The following is an 18,482-nucleotide window of genomic DNA, read 5'->3' on the forward strand; positions in this document are numbered from 1 at the left end:
TGAGTTAGTTACTCTTTATAAAGCTTTGGTGCGGAATATATGTTTGTAAATTTGTCATGTTTGACAGGTGGTTTTTTTTATTTCGATTAATACCTTGTAATCTATATTTGTTGAAATGAACTGGCGCTTCTTGTTTGTTAAAAATAAAACTATCTTTCGCTATCGCAGTGATGCGGGGTTCCGCGCACTGAACTTGAAAGATAGGACTTGAATATGGATAAGTTATACAAAAGCTTGATGCGAGGTTCTGAAGGTGCGGAAGTAACGTGGAGGGCTGAGTGGGTAAAGGCTACCGCCGCGCAGGATAATTTGTTCGCTATTGTTGAGGCGATCCCGACAGTTCGGCAGATTGCTCGGCAGGCATTGCAGCAAGAATTGCAGCAGCGGCAGAAGAATATCGATATCGATAATGTTTATATAAACATCACCGATCAGTCCAATGAGATTGAACGTCGCCCTTCAGGGAAACTGTCTGAGGTATTGCTTCATTGTCTTGATAATAATGTGGTACCGAGCTATCTGGCTGGCGGCGGGGACGGCGTCTTTCACCTGCCCGATACCGTTGGCGAAGAGATGAGAGTCAAGGGCTTCAGTATTATCGAGGCTGAGGAGGCTATTACTTATACGCTGCGAAACATGGAGAGCAGTCTGCGTTTGGAGATAGGCAAGTATTGGGCCGCACCCGTAAAAGTCGCATCAACTGAAAAGACCGGACTGACAAATAAACAGGCCTTGCAGCAGGCTTATAACGTTTTGCTGACAGCGGAGCTTTCTTTAAAAGTCATGGCAGGATTTCTGGATCACGGCATGGCGACGCGCTATTGCTATTTGTTGAATCTGGAAAACGGCGCCGGCGCTTATAACGTTGTGGTGAGTCCTGAATCCGACTCTCGCACTTCGCTTGTTCCGGGGTTTGTGCTCGATAATGCGATGCGGGCGGATCCGGAAATGAAACTGCTCGATGAATCCACCGGCTATGTCATTCACACGCCTGGCAACGGCTTCGAATACTTCGCCAAAAATCTCGACTTGCACGCAACGTTGCTGACACGTGTATCAGCATCCGCTAGCAAAATCGCTTTCCCCAAAGCCACGCAGAGTGTGTCTGCCTATTGTGTCGACGCTTACTTGAAGGGACAACTCGATACGCTTGCAAGTCTGATGCGCGATCGCAAGGGCCAGACTCAAGCGTTCAGCCGGGTATTGCAGGACAATCAGGTGTTGTCGGTGATGCGTATTGACATCGGTCGTCGATTCGATCAAGTGCAGGCAGAACTCAAGCGGACCGAATGGCCACTCTGGCTGAAGAACGGTGGTAACGCTCTTCAGCAGCGTTACGTCGAGCTTGAGCGCTCGATGGAGAAATATCACTCTGACTACCGGGTGGTTTTCGACAGGTGTTTCTCGTTTAAAGATTATGTCTTGCGTTGTTTTTCCGAGTGGGCGATGAGCGCGTTGGGTGAGCAACTGGAAGCCGAGACTATAAAGGTGCGCAGCGTCCACAAGATGCAACTGGGGGGCCGCACCCTAGAGCAGGTCGATAACCGGACCCTGACGGAATTCATCATCTTCGGTCTGCATGACGAGGGGTATAAAGCCGAAATCAGCATCACCGGGCTGCCGTCCGGCAGCAGGCTGTCCGCTGCTGCACTTGAGCAATGGTTGAGCAACATCAACTTGCGCTCGCAGTTCGTATCCAGTCTTCCAACTGATCCATCGCCGGAGTTTGCACAGGCGTATCGCGACCACTTGCACAGCAACATCGAGTTCGCGCTTTTCGTTGCGCGCCATTCGGGCGTTTTCAGTGAAACCGAAGCGAAGGTCATTGAAAGGGCGTTGGCAGGTGACCTTTCGGTGTCTATTCGCGGATTGAAACTGAGCCTGCAGATTCCAGGGCCCGCCTTGAAAGGTGTGATGGTTTTTCGGGCACCGGAGACTCGGAACTATCTTGTTTATCTGATAACACCTGCAGGCAAATCCGTTTTCATGGCGTTCGCGGATGTACTCGCTCTGAACAAATGGTTTGAATCGGCCATGACCGCTGATCGTCAATACGCGGCGTCATTGATTCATCCGGACTATTTGCACGATGCCGGATCCTTGCGCGGTATCAGCCGTCACTCCACCCATTATCTGTACAAGCTGGATACCCAATACTCGGACCTTTTCCCCAATGGCACAGCGCCGTTGCTCAATGACGTCAATCTCGCTTTTCAGTCTGAACTGGCGTTACACAGGACCATTGCGCCTGCGCCTTACCGCTACCTCGGAATTGAGCCGCGCAAACGTTACGCTCGATTGAATACCGAACTGAAAGCGCTCTCCACCGTAGAGGCAAGGGACAATGCGTTCCCTTCTTTCGAACGCTTTACCCACGATGCGGTAAAGCAGAACCTTGAAAGTCTGTTGCGTTCGCGAGGACGAAATGTCGAGATCAATCCGGATCAGATTATTGTCCAGACTGACGATTTTCAGAAAAGCGTAACGGATCTGCTCATCGAAGGGCTGTCGTTTGAAGCTGCCAATCCGGCTTATCCGAGCAAGTATGACCCGAGGTATTTTTTGACGGACGGCCATCCGGCCATTGATCAACTGGATATTCGCGATCTGTCCTCGTTATCGAAAACATTCCGTCCTGGCGACAGATATACGGAAATGCTCAATACCGACTATCTGGACGGGAAACATCCTGGCTACGCATTCAAGCGCGCCGTTCACGCAAAAAAAGTTCGCTGTCAGATGCATTACGATCTGCTCTCCAACTACATTGATGGCAGGTTTGGCTCTGAAATCTTTATAGCGCTACAACGGGTTGTCGGCAGTTTGAAAGAGGATGTCTATCACTACCCGATCAATGATTCGTCCGCAGAAGGTGATGAAGGTCTTTACGAATTCAATATCGGGAAAACCGGCTTGACCAAGGCGGGGGATCGTACGGTTGCGGGTGTCTATATCCTGCGGATGAACATTCTCGACCAGTTCCACGACTGGTTATATACGCCCGATGCGCCAGATGGCGTTGCCTATCGACCCATCAACGATTTCATTCCATCGATTCGTTTCCAATACGGACCTATGCGCGATTACTACTTTGACCGGGTTGCAATCGTCGATCAAAAAGTAATCAATGACTATTTTGACGATCTTGCCGCAAGCGGGAAACCCCTGCCTCCGGTCAAGACGCAAGAACGTGCCAAGTTGAACAACCTCTTCACGTTCCATGATCGGAGAGTGCGTCGTGCATTGAGCGATATCGATGAGCGAACCACCAGTTTGAAGGAGGTTATCGCGGGACTGGTTTACGATGGCCTGATCAAAGTGGTGAATGTCATCAGTCTCGCCGTGCCGCCTATTGGCTCCGTGGCCGTTGCGGTGCAGATGATGAAAAGTGTCTACGACGGAGCACAGGCGCAACGGCGAGGTGACTACTCGGCGGCACTGGGATACGGCGCGGACGCGTTGATCGGACTATTTACCCTCGGCCAGGCCGCCACAGCCGGTGCGAGCGCAGAGGTGATCAAGCAGGTGACCAACGTTCAACGATCGTTTCTCGGTCTGGTCGATGATGCACGGTCGGCGGCGCAATTCGTCGCCGAGGCGGCGGGTCATAAAGCGGCAGATCAACAGTTGATCGATTTCTTCACTGAATTGATGAAGGATCGGGTAACCGGCATCAGCCAGACCATCGTGCGCTGATCCCCGGGCTGGCGCCTGGAGATCGCCTGACTCAACCGGCTTGCTCATACCCCATTCGCCAGCTCACGGCCCGCGACGCCGCCAGTAACCGCTGCGCCGCCGGGCCGTCTTCATCAGCGTGGAACAGTGAAGTCGGGCCGACGATGGTCAGCACCGCGGCGATCTGCCCGACTGCGTTGAACACCGGGGCTGACAACGCGTCCACACCTGGCATCAACAAGCCGTGCACATGATGCAGACCGCGTTCACGGATCTGCTCGCACAAACCGCTGTAGGCATTTTGATCGGCCAGTGGATGGCCGGCGACGGCGATTTCCTGCGCGCGCAACTCATCGGTTTCCCGATGCGGCAGAAAGGCACTGAACACCAGCCCGGTGGACGAGCTGAGCAACGGCAACACCGAACCCAGTTGCGTCACCACCGTCACCGCGCGCACCGCCGGTTCGATGTGCACCACGGTCGCGCCCTGATTGCCCCACACCGCCAGAAAACAGGTTTCGTTCAGTTCATCGCGCAACTCGGACAGGGGCAGGGCGGCGACTTTCAACACGTCCATACTGTTCAGGGCCGCCAGGCCGACACGCAGCGCTTCACGGCCGAGGCCGTAATGGTTGGTGGCGGCGTTCTGCTCGGCAAAACCACTGGCGATCAGTGCCTGAAGATAACGGTGTACCTTGCTCGCCGGCATCTGCACATGCTCTGCCAGACGTGACAGTGAGGTGGAGGGCGACAACTCGGCCAACGCCTTGAGGATGTCGGTGCCGACCTCGGCGGAGCGGACTTTCTGTTTGCCGTTGCTGTCGCTGGTTTTTTCCATGGTGCGGCCGGAATCCGAAAACGAATGGGCGTCTTTATAGCTTGACGCTGGATAGCGAGCAAATTACGTTATGCGTAATCGAATTACGACAATAACAACCCCGGCGTGCGCAAAGCTCTGAGCCAGAGCGATGGGCCACTGCCGACTCCCTGTTCAGGAGGCTCCATGAACCTCGATTCAAACGCGTCGGAGCTGGCGTACCAGTCCGGTTTCGGTAACGAGTTCAGTAGTGAAGCGTTGCCCGGCGCCTTGCCCATCGGCCAGAACTCCCCGCAAAAAGCCCCGTACGGCCTCTATACCGAATTGCTCTCCGGCACTGCGTTCACCATGACCCGCAGTGAAGCGCGGCGCACCTGGATGTACCGGATTCAGCCGTCAGCCAATCACCCGGCGTTCGTCAAACTGGAGCGGCAACTGGCCGGCGGCCCGTTGGGTGAAGTGACGCCCAATCGCCTGCGCTGGAATTCTCTGGATATCCCGGCCGAGCCGACTGATTTCATCGACGGTCTGGTCGGCATGGTGGCCAATTCGGCGGCGGAAAAACCAGCCGGCATCAGCATCTATAACTACACCGCCAACCGTTCGATGGAGCGGGTGTTTTACAACGCCGACGGCGAACTGCTGCTGGTGCCGCAACTGGGGCGGCTGCGCATTGCCACCGAACTCGGTGTGCTCGAAGTCGCGCCGCTGGAAATAGCCGTGCTGCCGCGCGGTCTGAAATTTCGCGTCGAACTGCTTGATCCGCAGGCGCGCGGTTACGTTGCCGAGAACCACGGCGCGCCGCTGCGCCTGCCGGACCTGGGGCCGATCGGCAGCAACGGTCTGGCCAATCCACGGGATTTCCTCGCGCCGGTCGCGTCTTACGAAAACCTGCAGCAGCCGACGACGCTGGTGCAGAAATTCCTCGGCCAGTTGTGGGGCACCGAGCTCGATCATTCGCCGCTGAACGTGGTGGCCTGGCACGGCAACAACGTGCCGTACAAATACGACTTGCGCCGTTTCAACACCATCGGCACCGTAAGCTTCGATCACCCGGATCCGTCGATCTTCACCGTGCTGACCTCGCCGACCAGCGTGCACGGGCTGGCCAACCTCGACTTCGTGATCTTCCCGCCGCGCTGGATGGTCGCCGAGAACACCTTCCGTCCGCCGTGGTTCCATCGCAACCTGATGAACGAATTCATGGGCCTGATCCACGGCGAATACGACGCCAAGGCTGAAGGCTTCGTGCCCGGCGGCGCGTCGCTGCACAGCTGCATGAGCGCCCACGGCCCGGATGGCGAAACCTGCACCAAAGCGATCAGCGCGGAACTCAAACCGGCGAAGATCGACAACACCATGGCCTTCATGTTCGAGACCAGTCAGGTGCTGCGCCCAAGCCGCTTCGCCCTCGACTGCCCGCAACTGCAATCAACTTACGACGCCTGCTGGGCCACGCTGCCCGCTACGTTCGACCCGACCCGGAGATAACCCATGACTCAGACTTCCATCACCCGCAGCTGGGTTGCTTCGGCCAACGGCCACGCGGATTTCCCGCTACAGAACCTGCCACTCGGTGTGTTCAGTACCGGCGGTTCGGCGCCGCGCGCGGGCGTGGCGATCGGTAAACATATTTTCGATCTGCAAGTGGCGCTCGAAGCCGGGCTGTTCGACGGCGCGGCACGCAGCGCGGTCGAAGCCACGCACGGCGGCCTGCTGAACGCGTTCTTCGACCTCGGTCGCGAAGCCCGCGTAGCCTTGCGCAGCCGCTTGCTGGAATTGTTCAGCGAGGGCAGCACTCATCGTGGCGCGATCGAAGCCCAGGGCGCGAAACTGCTGCCACTGGCTGCCGATTGCCAGATGCACCTGCCGGCGCGCATCAGCGATTACACCGACTTCTACGTGGGCATCGAGCACGCGCAGAACGTCGGCAAACTGTTCCGCCCGGACAACCCGCTGCTGCCGAACTACAAACACGTGCCGATCGGTTATCACGGTCGCGCCTCCACCGTGCGCGCTTCCGGCACCGACGTGCGCCGCCCGAAAGGCCAGACCCTGCCGGCCGGTGCGAGCGAGCCGACCTTCGGCCCTTGCGCCCGACTGGACTACGAGCTGGAACTGGGCATCTGGATCGGTCAGGGCAACGAAATGGGCGAGCCGATCGCCATCGGTGACGCCGCCGAACACATCGCCGGTTTCTGCCTGCTCAACGACTGGTCTGCCCGCGATATCCAGGCCTGGGAATACCAGCCGCTGGGGCCGTTTTTGTCCAAGAGCTTCATCACCAGTGTCTCGCCATGGGTGGTGACCGCCGAAGCGCTGGAGCCATTCCGCACGGCGCAACCTGCGCGCCCGGAAGGTGATCCGCAGCCGCTGCCATACCTCTTCGACAAGCGCGATCAGGATGGCGGCGCCTTCGACATCGAACTGGAAGTGCTGCTGCTTACCGAGGCCATGCGCGAGCAGAATCTGCCGGCCCATCGTCTGACCCTGAGCAACACTCGCTACATGTACTGGACCGTCGCACAAATGGTCGCGCACCACAGCGTCAACGGCTGCCAGTTGCAGGCCGGTGACCTGTTCGGTTCGGGCACCTTGTCCGGCCCGGAAAATGGTCAGTTCGGCAGCCTGCTGGAAATCACCGAGGGCGGTAAAAAGCCGATCGAACTGGCCTCCGGTGAAGTGCGCAAATTCCTCGAAGACGGCGACGAAATCATCCTGCGCGCGCGTTGTGCCCGTGACGGTTTTGCCTCGATCGGCTTCGGCGAATGCCGCGGCAAAGTGCTGGCGGCGCGCTGACAGGAGCGGATCATGGATCTCTACACCTATTACCGCTCGACATCGTCATACCGGGTGCGCATCGCCCTGGCGTTGAAGGGGCTCGACTACACCGCGTTGCCGGTCAACCTGATCGCGCCGTCCGGGGGCGAGCATCGCCAGGCGGCGTATCTGGCGATCAATCCGCAGGGTCGGGTGCCGGCCTTGCGCACCGATGACGGCGAGTTGCTGATTCAGTCGCCGGCGATCATCGAGTACCTGGAGGAGCGTTATCCACACCTGCCATTGCTGCCCGAAGACCTCGCCACCCGTGCTCATGTGCGCGGTGTGGCGGCGGTGATCGGCTGCGACGTGCATCCGCTGCACAACGTCAGCGTGCTCAATCGCCTGCGCCAGTTGGGCCACGAAGAGCCGCAGGTGGTGGAGTGGATCGCGCACTGGATCAGTCACGGGTTGGCGACTGTTGAGCAGTTGATCGGTGACAGCGGTTTCTGTTTCGGTGAGTGGCCGTGTGTGGCTGACGTGTATCTGATTCCGCAGTTGTATGCGGCCGAGCGCTTCGGTGTTTCGCTGGAGGCTTATCCGCGGATTTGTCGGGTGGCGGCGTTGGCGGCTGAGCATCCGGCGTTCATCAAGGCGCATCCGGCCAATCAGCCCGATACCCCTTAAAGCTTCACCTTGCCCCAATGTGGGAGTGGGCTTGCTCGCGAAAGCGGAGTGTCAGGTACCGGGATGCTGACTGATACACCGCTTTTGCGAGCAAGCCCGCTCCCACAGGGGAGATTCGTCCCCCCAAAAAAATCATAAAAACAAAACAGGTATCTTGCGATGCACAACCAGATTGCCAGCTTTCGCGCGGCACTCGACGCCCGTCCTGTGTCCCGCTATCAGTGGTTGCTCCTGATCCTGCTCGCCTTGTTGCTGGTCACCGACGGCTATGACGCTCAGGTGCTCGGTTACGTGGTGCCGGCCCTGGCCCAGGACTGGGGCCTGGAGAAAGCCGCGTTCGGGCCGGTTTTCAGCGCCAACCTGTTGGGCCTCACACTCGGCTCGCTCGCGGTGACGCCGCTGGCCGACCGCTTCGGCGTGCGGCGCATCCTGCTCGCTTGCGTGCTGATCTACGCCAGCCTGACAGTGCTGATGGTGTTCGCCGACTCGCTGAATACCCTGATGATCGCGCGCTTCATCTGCGGCATCGGCATGGGCGGGGCGATGCCCAGTGCCATGGCCTTGATGTCGGAATATTCACCGCCGCGTCTGCGCACCTTGATGGTGACGCTGGCCGCTTGTGGGTTTTCATTTGGTGGTGCAGCGGGTGGTTTTGTTGCTGCGGGCTTCATCGATCGCTTTGGCTGGCAGGCGGTGTTCCTCGCCGGTGGTGTCACGCCATTGCTGCTGTTCCCGTTCCTGTGGTGGATGCTGCCGGAATCGTTGCCGCGTCTGCTGCGCGATGCACCGCCCTATGTGCGCCTGCGCAAAGTCACCGCGCGAATGCTGCCGGACTGGCAACCGCCGGCCGCGTCCGTCGAACAGAACGAGCGCGAGCAGGGCAGCAAATTGACCGTGGTCGAGCTGTTCCGCAACGGTTATGCGCGACCGACCCTGCTGATCTGGGCAACGTTTTTTGTCAGCCTGATTCTGCTGTATTTCATGATCAGCTGGCTGCCGACGCTGTTGCTGGAAAGTGGTCTGAAACTCAACGAAGCCAACCTGGTGACCTCGATGTTCCTGTTCGCCGGCACCTTGGGCGCGGTGTGCATGGCCTGGTTCGCCGACCGTTTGAAACGCAAGGTGCGTCTGCTCTGCGCGGTGCTGGCCGGGGCGGCGCTGTGCACGATTCTGCTGGGTTTGAACCACGACAATCCACGCTATCTGGTGGCCTGCGTGTTTGCCGCCGGGTTCTGCATCATCGGTGGGCAACTGACGCTGAACGCCTTCGCCAGCAACTTCTACCCGGCGCACGTGCGGGCCACGGGCACTGGCTGGGCGCTGGGGGTAGGGCGCTTCGGTTCAATCCTCGGGCCGCTGTTCGGCAGCATGCTGCTGGCGATGCACATCCCGGTGGCGCAGATTTTCTTCTTCTGCGCGATTCCGGCGGTCATTGCGGCGCTGCTGATCATCCAGGTGCGCTCGCCCTCAGACACCCCACAATCCCCTGTGGGAGCGGGCTTGCTCGCGAAGAACGATAACGCGGTCTGACAGGAAAATCGGTGGCGCCTGCTTCGCGGGCAAGCCACGCTCCCACAAGGGATCGTTGTGATGCAGAAGGATGGGGCCACGCTGAACCCTGTGGGAGCGGGCTTGCTCGCGAAGGCGATCCAGGTTTCGATGCATTCATCGCTGACACGACGCTTCGCGAGCAGGCTCACTCCTACAAAAAGCGTTTAGTGCACGACGGAATTGGGCGGCAGGTGGCCGAGGCGTTCAGTCAGACGCAGGCGCTGGATCGGGTCGTCACTAAGCAGCAACGCATGTTCCAGATCGAAGCGCTCGGCGTTCGGGCAATCGAGTCGTTGATACAGGCTGGCGCGGGCCAGATAATCGGCGGCGCTGGCACCGCCCAGTTCCAGCACGCGTTCGGCATCGATCAGCGCGGCGATGTAATCCTCATGCGCCAGATGCAACTGACGCAGGTTGCGTGACAGGCGCTGGAGCATCTGCTGCGGGGTGGCGGTGGCCATATGATCGGCATTGAGTTTGAGGTGCGCGCCGTACTGACGCTGCAACAGCTCGCGACAATCATTGGGATACAGCCGCCGACCACCGCAGGGATCCAGCAGGTGATCAGCACCGGGCACCCGCAGCAGGAAATGCCCCGGGAAGTTCACCCCGACCAGCGGAATCTCCAGACCACGCGCCAGTTCCAGAGCAATCAAGGACAGGGTCAGCGGCTGGCCGCGACGGGTCTGCAACACTTTGTGCAACAACGCGACCTGCGGGCGCAACGGCAGAAAGTCATCCTGAGAGAAGCCCAGATCATTCATCCGCCGCAGCAACGGTTGCGCCAGTTCACTGACTGGCAGCATCGGCAAGCCGTAACTGACGCGCTGTTGCAGCTCCTGGAAGTCCTGTTGCAGCGCTTCGACATCCAGGCCTTTTTCGTGCTCGGCAGCCATCCACAGCGCCGCTTCGAACAGCGCGGGCGGTGAACGGTGCAGACACTCGAAAAAACGTTGGCGAGGGGTCATTGCAATCTCCGGGGAATGCCTCGTTTTAGCCCCGTCTGCGCCATTCGTCCAGTACCGGCCAGGTTATGCCGCAAAGTCGCCGTCGAAGCGGGCGCTTATTCCGGCGCGCTTCAGCAATTTTTGGGCGCAAGCCTATACTGGCGTCTACCAGAAGTGATTCGGGAGCCTGCCGATGTTCGCTCTCATGCAAAGCACTCGCCTGGAATCGCTGCACCTCAGCGTTGACCCGGTCACCGGGTTGAAGGCGGTCATTGCCATTCATAACAGTCGCCTCGGGCCTGCCCTGGGCGGTTGCCGTTATCTTGCCTATCCCAACGACGAATCCGCAGTCGAGGACGCCATTCGCCTCGCGCAGGGCATGAGCTACAAGGCTGCCTTGGCCGGGCTTGATCAAGGCGGCGGAGTGGCGGTGATCGTGCGCCCGGCGCATGTGGAAAACCGCGCGGCGTTGTTCGAAGCGTTTGGCCGCTGCATCGAGCAGCTCGACGGTCGCTACATCACCGCCATCGACAGCGGTACTTCGGTGGCGGACATGGATTGCATCGCCCAGCAGACCCAGCATGTCACCAGCACCACCTCGGCGGGCGACCCGGCGCCGCATGCGGCGATGGGCGTGTTTACCGGGATTCGCGCCACCGCCATGGCGCGTTTGGGCAGCGACAATCTCGAAGGCTTGCGCGTGGCGATTCAGGGCTTGGGCAATGTCGGTTATGCGCTGGCGGAACAACTGCATGCGGCGGGCGCCGAGTTGCTGGTCAGCGACATTGATCACGGCAAGGTTCAACTGGCGATGGAGCAGCTCAATGCGCATCCGATCGCCAACGATGCCTTGCTCAGCACACCCTGCGACATCCTTGCGCCGTGCGGGCTCGGTGGTGTGCTCAACAGCCACACGGTGACGCAACTGCGCTGTTCGGCGGTGGCTGGTTCGGCGAACAATCAACTGACGCATCTGGATGTGGCTGATCAACTGGAGCGACGCGGGATCCTGTATGCACCGGATTATGTGATCAACGCGGGTGGGTTGATCTACGTCTCGCTCAAGCATCGCGGCGAAGAGCTTGGGACGATTACTGCGCACCTGTCGAAGATTTCTTCGCGGCTGACCGAGGTGTTTGCCCATGCGCAGGCCGAGAAGCGCTCGCCGGCGCGGGTGGCGGATGAGTTGGCGGAGAAAGTCCTGTATCGCTGAAAAGCAAAAGATCGCAGCCTGCGGCAGCTCTTACATATGGAATGCGTATTCCCTGTAGATACCGTCTTGCCCCTTACCGGGCAAGTGCCAATTTCGGGTCAAATGGTTGGCCCGATTTGAGCACTCCGTAAACGAAGTGCAGCAACTTGCGCATGGCTGCACAGATGATCTGTTTGGGCGCCTTGCCATTGGCCTTCAAGCGTTCCTTCATGGCGATGATCGCCTCGTTGTGCTTCAGCGCTACCAGGCCTGGCATGTACAGACCCGCGCGGACGCGAGCCGATCCGATCCTGGAAATCACTGTTCTGCCTTTGAGCTTTCCCGAGTCCTGCAGCTTTGGGTTCAACCCCGCAGCAGCGACCAGTTTGCGAGGGTCGTCATATTTGCGCAGGTCGCCCAGTTCGGCCAGCAGCCGCTCAAGGGTTTTCTGCCCGATACCGTCGATGGTCACGATCAAGTCGCGCATCTGGCGCATGTCCGGATCATCGTCGATGTGTTTCTTGATCGCTTTGTGCGTTTCAGCGATCTCTTTTTCGATGTGGCGCAGAACGGAGTTGATCGAGTCTTTGACCTTTTCGTCGGACACATCCAGACGATTGAGCTCCATCTGTTCCATTTCCTGAAGATCATCCAGCCGACGCACCATCGCCTTCAGTTGGCGGTATTTCAGTGGCTCCGGTGCCCAAAGCTGAAGCTTTTCAGCCTTTTCCCGAGCAAAATCAGCGATCAGTTTGGCGTCGCTTTTATCGGTTTTGATCCGGCGTAACTCGCTGTCGGCGTAAGCATGGGTCGTGGCCGGATTGACGACACAGACCCGGTAACCCTTGCTGTAGACGAACTCGGCAAGTTCCAGGTGATAGATGCTGGTGGCTTCCATCACGATCAAGGCTGTAGGCTCGACCTGCTTGTTCAACCAAGCTTCAAATTCTTTGAAACCCTTCGAGTTATTAGGCAGCTTGGCCTTGGTTTTGTGCTTGCCGTTCGGCAAGTGCGTGGCGATATCAAAGGTATTTTTAGCGACATCGACACCGACGAAACTGGACATGACTGTCTCTCCATTGATCCGTTTTCGATCATCACTGCACTCTGTCCAACCTTGCGAATGCGAGCTCTCGCCAGAGACGGGCCCAAGATACCGTTCGAACTATATGAGTGAGTGTGGAGGGCTGGAGCACGATCTACATCACAGGCAAAAAGCCTAAGGAGCTGCACGGCTTCCAAGTCCCTCCCTCGATGATCAGTCGAGAACTATCGCTCCTGACGGAGCGATAGTCGAGATACAAGGAGCTGCCGCAGGCTGCGATCTTTTCGATTCAAACCTTGTTACTTGGCAGCTTTCGCCGCTTTAACCGGTTTGACCGGTGCTTCATCGGATTCTGCCGGCCCAGTCTCTTCAGCCACTGGCTCGGCCGGTGCATTGATCAGCTCCGACAGCGCATCAGGCTGGCTCTTGAAAGCTTTGGCGAATACATCGCGGTTCTTCGCCATATAGATCCCGACTTCTTCAACCTGCTGCTCGTTCAGCGACGGCACGGCTTTTTGCAACACCTCGGACAGCATCTCGGCCAGTTCGAGCATTTTGTCATGACGGTCAGCTTCGGCTTTATCCATGAACAAGCGCTCCAGATCTCGGCTGCTGCGGTATACCACTTCGACGGCCATTCACCACCTCACATGCCTTCACATTTGGTTGTCTTTGCGACTACTGTATCTATATACAGCGAAAAGGATAAGCGAATCCCTGCGCTTTGGGTAGCGGCTTTTCACTGTAGACCGGATTCGGCGGTTTTTCTGACCCTGGCCCTCAAACCAAACGACCCGCACACGGCGGGTCGTTGGTTTATTTGATTTCAGAACTTGCCGCTGGCGTAACCCCCATCGATGGGCATGATCACACCTGTGACGTAAGCGGATTGATCGCTGAGCAGCCAGAGCACCGCGTTGGCCACTTCGTCCGCCGTGCCGAAGCGTTTCATCGACGTCACGTTGATTTTGCGCTGGGTGTTTTCCGGTGCGGCTTTCAGGCGGGCCTCGTTGTTCATGCCGCCGAGGATCGGCCCGGGGGCGACCGCATTGACCCGAATGCAGCCGCCTTCTTCCAGCCGCGCGTTTTCGATCGACGCCACCTGGGTCATGCCGTTGATCGCCTGCTTGCTGGCGACATAGGCCACCTGGCCGCCAATCGGCACCACCCCGGCACAGGATGAGGTGTTGACGATCGCCCCGGTGCCGCGGTCGAGCATCAGTTGCAGTTCATGGCGCATGCAGTGGTAGGTGCCGTTGACGTTGATGTTCATCACCTTCATCCAGTCATCCGGGCACGATTGCGCGAGCGCCCCGTACTTGGCGGTCACGCCGGCATTGTTGAACGCGCAATCGAGGCGGCCGTAGGCCGAACGAATGGTCGCGAACGCCTGCTCGACCTGCTCCGGATCACCGACATCGCAGGCGATAAAGCAGCAGTGTTCACCCAGTCGATCGGCCAGCGCCGCACCTTTTTCTTCGTCCCGACCGAACACGATCACATCGGCGCCGGCCTTGATCAGGCGTTCGCTGACGGTTTCGCCAATGCCACTGGTGCCGCCGGTGACCAGGCAGACTTTTCCCAGAAAATCGTACATATGTCGCATCTCCTTATGCCAATGCGGGGCGTAAATATTTCGGGTTTACGCAGCAATACACCCGATCCAGTCGCGGATTGCTTTTGTCACTGAAGCACTGGCTGTCCCATCGGCATTTGTGGATGTCGGCGGAGCGGCCTTGCAGAGTTTTGTTGATCAGGTCGTTGTCGGCAAACAGCGCCCGCGACATACCCACCCAATCGCATACGCCGTCGGCGAGCAACTGCTCGGCCTTGTCCAGCCCATCGATGAAGCCGGCGTAACCCACCGGCACTGTCGACACCGACTTGATCGCTCGCACCCCGGCCTGCAGGTATTGGTCCATGGTCTCGGAATGCACGATCAACTGGCCGAAAGTCGCGCCCATGCACATCGAACATTCCAGCGCGGCAACGCCGGCCTGACAGAGGGCCTGCACGGTTTCCTTGAGGTCCGGATATTGCAGCCCTTCAGCACCCAGGCGGTCGTCGATGCCCAGACGAATGGTGACGATCAGTTGGCCCTGGGTGCGCTCGCGGATGGCCCTGACCACGTCGAGCAACAGCCGCGCGCGGTTCTCTTCGCTGCCGCCATATCGGTCGGTGCGCTTGTTGGTGTGCGGCGAGAGAAAACTGCTTAGCAGGTAGCCGTTGGACGCCTGCAACTGCACCAGTCGCGCGCCGTTGGTCCAGGCCAGCCAGGCGGAATGGGCGAACTGCTCGATCACCAGAGCGATGTCGCTTTCGTCCATGATCCGCACGCGGTAGTCCGGGTCGAGTTTCGACACGCGGGGGCAGGGCACGCCGCTCGGGGTCAGCACGGCAACGCCGGTGTGGGTGGTGGTGCCCTGACCGCCGTAATGCTGCAATTGCACACCCACCGGCGTGTTGACCTGTTCGGCCATGGCGAACATCGCCCTGAGCGATTCACCCTGATGCTCCTCGAACAGGCCGAGCCCGGTGCTCTGCAGGCGCGACTGCGGCGAGACCGTTGCGTTGCACAGAAACGCCATGGAGCAGCCGCCCTCCATGATGCCCTGATAGAACTCAATCATGGCGGGCGTCACGCACCCGCTGTGATCGGCCAGGTCCACGCCCATCGACGCGAAGAACAGCCGATTGCGCAACTCCAGTCCGCCGGCCAGCCGCAGAGGCTCCAGCACGTGGGGATAGCGCGGCATCATGCTTCCTTCCTTTGTTCGGGCATCGCCGAAGCTTGATCGAAGGTCATCCACAACGGTTGACCGAGGGCGGGCGCCGGAGCCGGGGCGGTTTCTTCGTGGGAGAAGTAAGCGAATTGTTTGAGCACTTCGCGCCACTTGAAGCGCAACGGCGAATCCAGCTCTGCCAGATGCAGTTTGAGCGAGCCGGCCTTTGTCGCGTCGCTGGCGTGCAGCGATTGCAACGGCAGGCTGATCATCCCTTCGTTTTCCAGGTACAGGTAGACGTGTCCGCGCTCGGAAGCCTCGAGCGGGCTGTCGCATTGCACTTGCAGGCCGGCCATCGACAGCAGCTCAAGGCGGGCGGACAGGTGACGACCTGAATCCAGGCGCACCAGCACTTCATGGCGGATGCCCTTGAGCGGACGGAACCAGCAGGCGGGGTCGATGTTGATATTCCGCATGCGCTTGAACACCGGCATCTTGATCACTTCGCCGTGCAGGCGAATGTCCGCCACCAGCTCGCCGCGCTGGAAGAATCGCGCACGCTTGTCGACCTTGCGCGCCCGTGGCTGGGCCATACCTTCGTAGTCGCCGACCAGCACATCCACCTGAAACGAAGACTCGGTGTAGCGGGGAAAACTCGACAGCAGATCAACGATGGAAATCGACACCTCGCCGCGGACATAACCGCTGTGCTCGTAGAACTGCGCGTACATGGCCTGGCGTGCCGCTTCGATCAGCATCAGGCCCGGCACGTGCTCGTGGTGCTTGCGGTAGAAAAAGTAATTGGCGGTGTCGTTGAAGAGGGTGAAATAGAGCAGCCCCTGCTGCGGACAGCCGTCCAGGGTTTTCAGGACATCATGCACCTGACGGCGCTGTGCGAGGCTCAGGCCGTTGCCGCAACCGGGCAGTCGAGCCAGTTTGGCCTCGGTGCTTTCCAGCACCCAGACGCCGCTGAGGATCAGATGGTCGGTGGCCTTTTCGTAATTCGTCAGCAGCTCCGGCAGGCAGTCCGACAGGCCCGCCTGTTCGAGTTCCTGCAGGTCGATGATGGTTGGCAGCGAGCGCAGCACCAGTCGCTCGCTGTCCAGCCGATAGGCCTGATTGACGATCTCCAGCTCCACTGGATCAAGGTTGGCCTGTTGCACGATGGCCGCAGGCAGCCAGGCCGGCAGGAAGTGGTGAGCGTCGTAAATCAGCACGTCGTCATCGTGGCCCTTGTGGACGATGTCTTTGGCAACTTTCCTGTGCATGTCGATCATGATCATCCCTCTGTGTTGAACGTTGGTTGTAAGGCAGTTGCTATCCATGGCGTGAAATCGACCCACACCGAAAGGTGCTGCTCGACGTGTGTCAGCAGCTTCAGTTGAGGTGTTTTTTGTTTTCTTGTTGACGAGTGTCGGGCAGGGTTACTGCACCGTGATGTAGCAGGCGCCAAGGGTTCGATTGTCCAGAACCTGCAGCGGCGCCAGCCATTTGTAGTCGATGCCGCCACGTCTGAGCAGGCGTCCGATGGCAACCGGGGACACCGACACCAGATGTGAAACGCCGCAGGCTCGGGCGTACTCCAGCGTGGCCATGAACAGGCCGACGGTGTTTTCGTCGGACATCACCTGTTCGTTTCTGCCGCCCTCGGCATCGAGGTCCAGTGAGGTGAAGCGCGACAGCTCCCAGATGTCATCGCCGCACGGTGCAGGCTTGTCGCCGAGCAACGAGGTGAACACTTCACTCAGCAGGTACGGCTGGGTGGTCGGCAGCAGGCGGGCGCATCCCTTTATGTTGCCGTCGTGTTCTTCGGCGACGATGTAGTGAGTGCCGCTGTGATCAAATTGGTCGAACTCGAAATCGTCCGGCGTGGATAACTGCCAGCCGAGGCGTTCGACGAACACCTGATAGCGATACTGGGCCAAGCGTTGACGCTTTATTGTCGTCAACTCGTCATAACGTCCTGACAAGTAATCCATCACAGATTCCGTTTAGTGATTGGTTGGGTGGCGATTAAAGTGCACACTGCGCTCGCATACTACCTGTCACCCTTGACAGCTAGCGGAAACATTTGGAAATATGCTAGGCATGTTGGCAAGAGGCCGACAGCAATAACTGTGGGAAAGGAATCTCTATGTCATATTGGCAGGCTGAACTGTTGGAAAACGCCATGTCTGCAACGGATGTCGAGTTGTTGTTCGACAGTATCAAGACCGTCGCCAGGCAGTTGGAGTTTGATTATGTGGCTTACGGGTCACGCCGGCTTTTCCCCATCACCAAGCCTTGTCTATTTCTCGCCAATAATTATTCGCCTGCCTGGCAAGCTGCCTATTCTGCCAATCGTTACCTGGACATCGATCCTTACGTCCAGCGCGCAATGCGTAGCGTGAAACCGGTGCTGTGGGACGCTGAACTCAAGGCTCAGACGCCCGAATTCTGGCTGGAAGCGCAGGCTCACGGGCTCTCGGAGGGCTGGGGGCAGACACTGCTCAACAGCGAAACTCAAGGGCTGGTGACCTTTGCCCGGGGCGGCGAGACGATCACCGCGCTGGAACTCGAAACCAAACAGGCGCAGCTGTCCTGGCTGGCCCAGATTACTCACCTGGGCCTGACGCGCCTGCAGATGCGCGGCGCCGATTCGGTGCTCCCGGTGCCGATAGAATTGTCGCAGAGGGAAAAGGAAATCCTGCAATGGACCGCTGACGGAAAGTCATCGGACGATGTTTCGGTGATCCTCGGCATCAGCAAAAGGACAGTAAACTTCCATATTAACCATTGCCTGAAGAAACTCGGTTGCCAAAACAAGATCGCCGCTGCAGTTAAAGCTTCGCTGATGGGGCTGCTGTGGAAATAATTATCCTGATAATTTACTGGATAACTAACTGGTGAATAACCGGAGTGTTTGTGCGCGAGTTCACAGATTTCCCCGATTAATAATATTTCATTTATAAGCTAATGCCTTTTCAAACGTAACGAATTCATCAAGAAACTTCAGTTATACCGTCACAAACATTCCTGTCGACGGTGCCTGTTCAACGGTGCGACCAAACGCCACGGCGCAGGTTTCAAGCCGTCTCGCCATGAT

General features: G+C 58.5%; 14 protein-coding genes and 1 pseudogene. 7 read left to right on the forward strand and 8 right to left on the reverse strand.

Annotated elements, in window-relative coordinates:
- The first annotated feature begins 213 nt into the window (after positions 1 to 213).
- Complete coding sequence (locus AC1RBR_RS04760) at positions 214 to 3,696, forward strand: dermonecrotic toxin domain-containing protein (RefSeq protein ID WP_492563205.1); 3,483 nt, start codon at positions 214 to 216, stop codon at positions 3,694 to 3,696.
- A gap of 31 nt (positions 3,697 to 3,727) precedes the next feature.
- Here AC1RBR_RS04760 and AC1RBR_RS04765 read toward each other — a convergent pair whose 3' ends face one another.
- Positions 3,728 to 4,513, reverse strand: a complete 786-nt coding sequence (locus AC1RBR_RS04765) for an IclR family transcriptional regulator (RefSeq protein WP_097090409.1) — start codon at positions 4,511 to 4,513, stop codon at positions 3,728 to 3,730.
- Between the two features lie 165 nt (positions 4,514 to 4,678).
- Here AC1RBR_RS04765 and hmgA point away from each other — a divergent pair, with 165 nt between their 5' ends.
- The 4 genes from hmgA to AC1RBR_RS04785 all read left to right on the forward strand — a co-directional run bounded on the left by hmgA (position 4,679) and on the right by AC1RBR_RS04785 (position 9,469).
- Positions 4,679 to 5,983, forward strand: coding sequence for a homogentisate 1,2-dioxygenase (hmgA, locus tag AC1RBR_RS04770; RefSeq protein ID WP_492563206.1), 1,305 nt, complete (start codon positions 4,679 to 4,681; stop codon positions 5,981 to 5,983).
- Positions 5,984 to 5,986: 3 nt separating this feature from the next.
- On the forward strand, positions 5,987 to 7,291 hold the full coding sequence (gene fahA / locus AC1RBR_RS04775) for a fumarylacetoacetase (RefSeq protein ID WP_492563208.1): 1,305 nt from the start codon (positions 5,987 to 5,989) through the stop codon (positions 7,289 to 7,291).
- A 12-nt stretch (positions 7,292 to 7,303) separates the two neighbouring features.
- The gene (maiA, locus tag AC1RBR_RS04780; protein ID WP_492563210.1) at positions 7,304 to 7,939 is read left to right on the forward strand and encodes a maleylacetoacetate isomerase; all 636 of its coding nucleotides are present in this window, start codon (positions 7,304 to 7,306) and stop codon (positions 7,937 to 7,939) included.
- Between the two features lie 159 nt (positions 7,940 to 8,098).
- Positions 8,099 to 9,469 (forward strand): MFS transporter, encoded by a 1,371-nt coding sequence (locus tag AC1RBR_RS04785; protein ID WP_492563211.1) that lies wholly within the window; start codon positions 8,099 to 8,101, stop codon positions 9,467 to 9,469.
- 185 nt (positions 9,470 to 9,654) lie between these two features.
- Here the strand turns inward: AC1RBR_RS04785 and AC1RBR_RS04790 are convergent, their stop codons facing one another.
- On the reverse strand, positions 9,655 to 10,458 hold the full coding sequence (locus tag AC1RBR_RS04790; RefSeq protein WP_492563213.1) for a SirB1 family protein: 804 nt from the start codon (positions 10,456 to 10,458) through the stop codon (positions 9,655 to 9,657).
- 172 nt (positions 10,459 to 10,630) lie between these two features.
- Between AC1RBR_RS04790 and AC1RBR_RS04795 the strand changes: the two genes are divergently transcribed.
- Complete coding sequence (locus AC1RBR_RS04795) at positions 10,631 to 11,650, forward strand: Glu/Leu/Phe/Val dehydrogenase family protein (protein ID WP_047597781.1); 1,020 nt, start codon at positions 10,631 to 10,633, stop codon at positions 11,648 to 11,650.
- 73 nt (positions 11,651 to 11,723) lie between these two features.
- Here AC1RBR_RS04795 and AC1RBR_RS04800 read toward each other — a convergent pair whose 3' ends face one another.
- The 6 genes and pseudogenes from AC1RBR_RS04800 to AC1RBR_RS04825 form a co-directional block, all read right to left on the reverse strand.
- Positions 11,724 to 12,695 carry an IS110 family RNA-guided transposase gene (locus AC1RBR_RS04800; protein WP_492563214.1) on the reverse strand — a complete coding sequence of 324 codons (972 nt, stop codon included), beginning with the start codon at positions 12,693 to 12,695 and terminating at the stop codon, positions 11,724 to 11,726.
- Positions 12,696 to 13,057: 362 nt separating this feature from the next.
- A pseudogene (locus tag AC1RBR_RS04805) lies at positions 13,058 to 13,312 on the reverse strand (YebG family protein); the annotation flags it as partial.
- Between the two features lie 188 nt (positions 13,313 to 13,500).
- Complete coding sequence (locus AC1RBR_RS04810; protein ID WP_492563216.1) at positions 13,501 to 14,271, reverse strand: SDR family NAD(P)-dependent oxidoreductase; 771 nt, start codon at positions 14,269 to 14,271, stop codon at positions 13,501 to 13,503.
- Positions 14,272 to 14,284: 13 nt separating this feature from the next.
- On the reverse strand, positions 14,285 to 15,433 hold the full coding sequence (locus tag AC1RBR_RS04815; protein ID WP_492563218.1) for an oxidoreductase: 1,149 nt from the start codon (positions 15,431 to 15,433) through the stop codon (positions 14,285 to 14,287).
- Positions 15,430 to 16,674: an AfsA-related hotdog domain-containing protein gene (locus AC1RBR_RS04820; RefSeq protein WP_492563220.1), complete on the reverse strand. Its 1,245-nt coding sequence runs from the start codon at positions 16,672 to 16,674 to the stop codon at positions 15,430 to 15,432. The genes AC1RBR_RS04815 and AC1RBR_RS04820 overlap by 4 nt, the downstream gene beginning before the upstream one ends.
- 147 nt (positions 16,675 to 16,821) lie before the next feature.
- Positions 16,822 to 17,376, reverse strand: coding sequence for an acyl-homoserine-lactone synthase (locus AC1RBR_RS04825; RefSeq protein WP_095139554.1), 555 nt, complete (start codon positions 17,374 to 17,376; stop codon positions 16,822 to 16,824).
- 155 nt (positions 17,377 to 17,531) lie between these two features.
- On the opposite strand from AC1RBR_RS04825, the gene AC1RBR_RS04830 reads away from it, so the two are divergent.
- Positions 17,532 to 18,251 carry an autoinducer binding domain-containing protein gene (locus AC1RBR_RS04830; RefSeq protein ID WP_443532146.1) on the forward strand — a complete coding sequence of 240 codons (720 nt, stop codon included), beginning with the start codon at positions 17,532 to 17,534 and terminating at the stop codon, positions 18,249 to 18,251.
- Positions 18,252 to 18,482: the final 231 nt, after the last annotated feature.

It is taken from the genome of Pseudomonas sp. GW823-FHT01D03, from assembly GCF_058798255.1.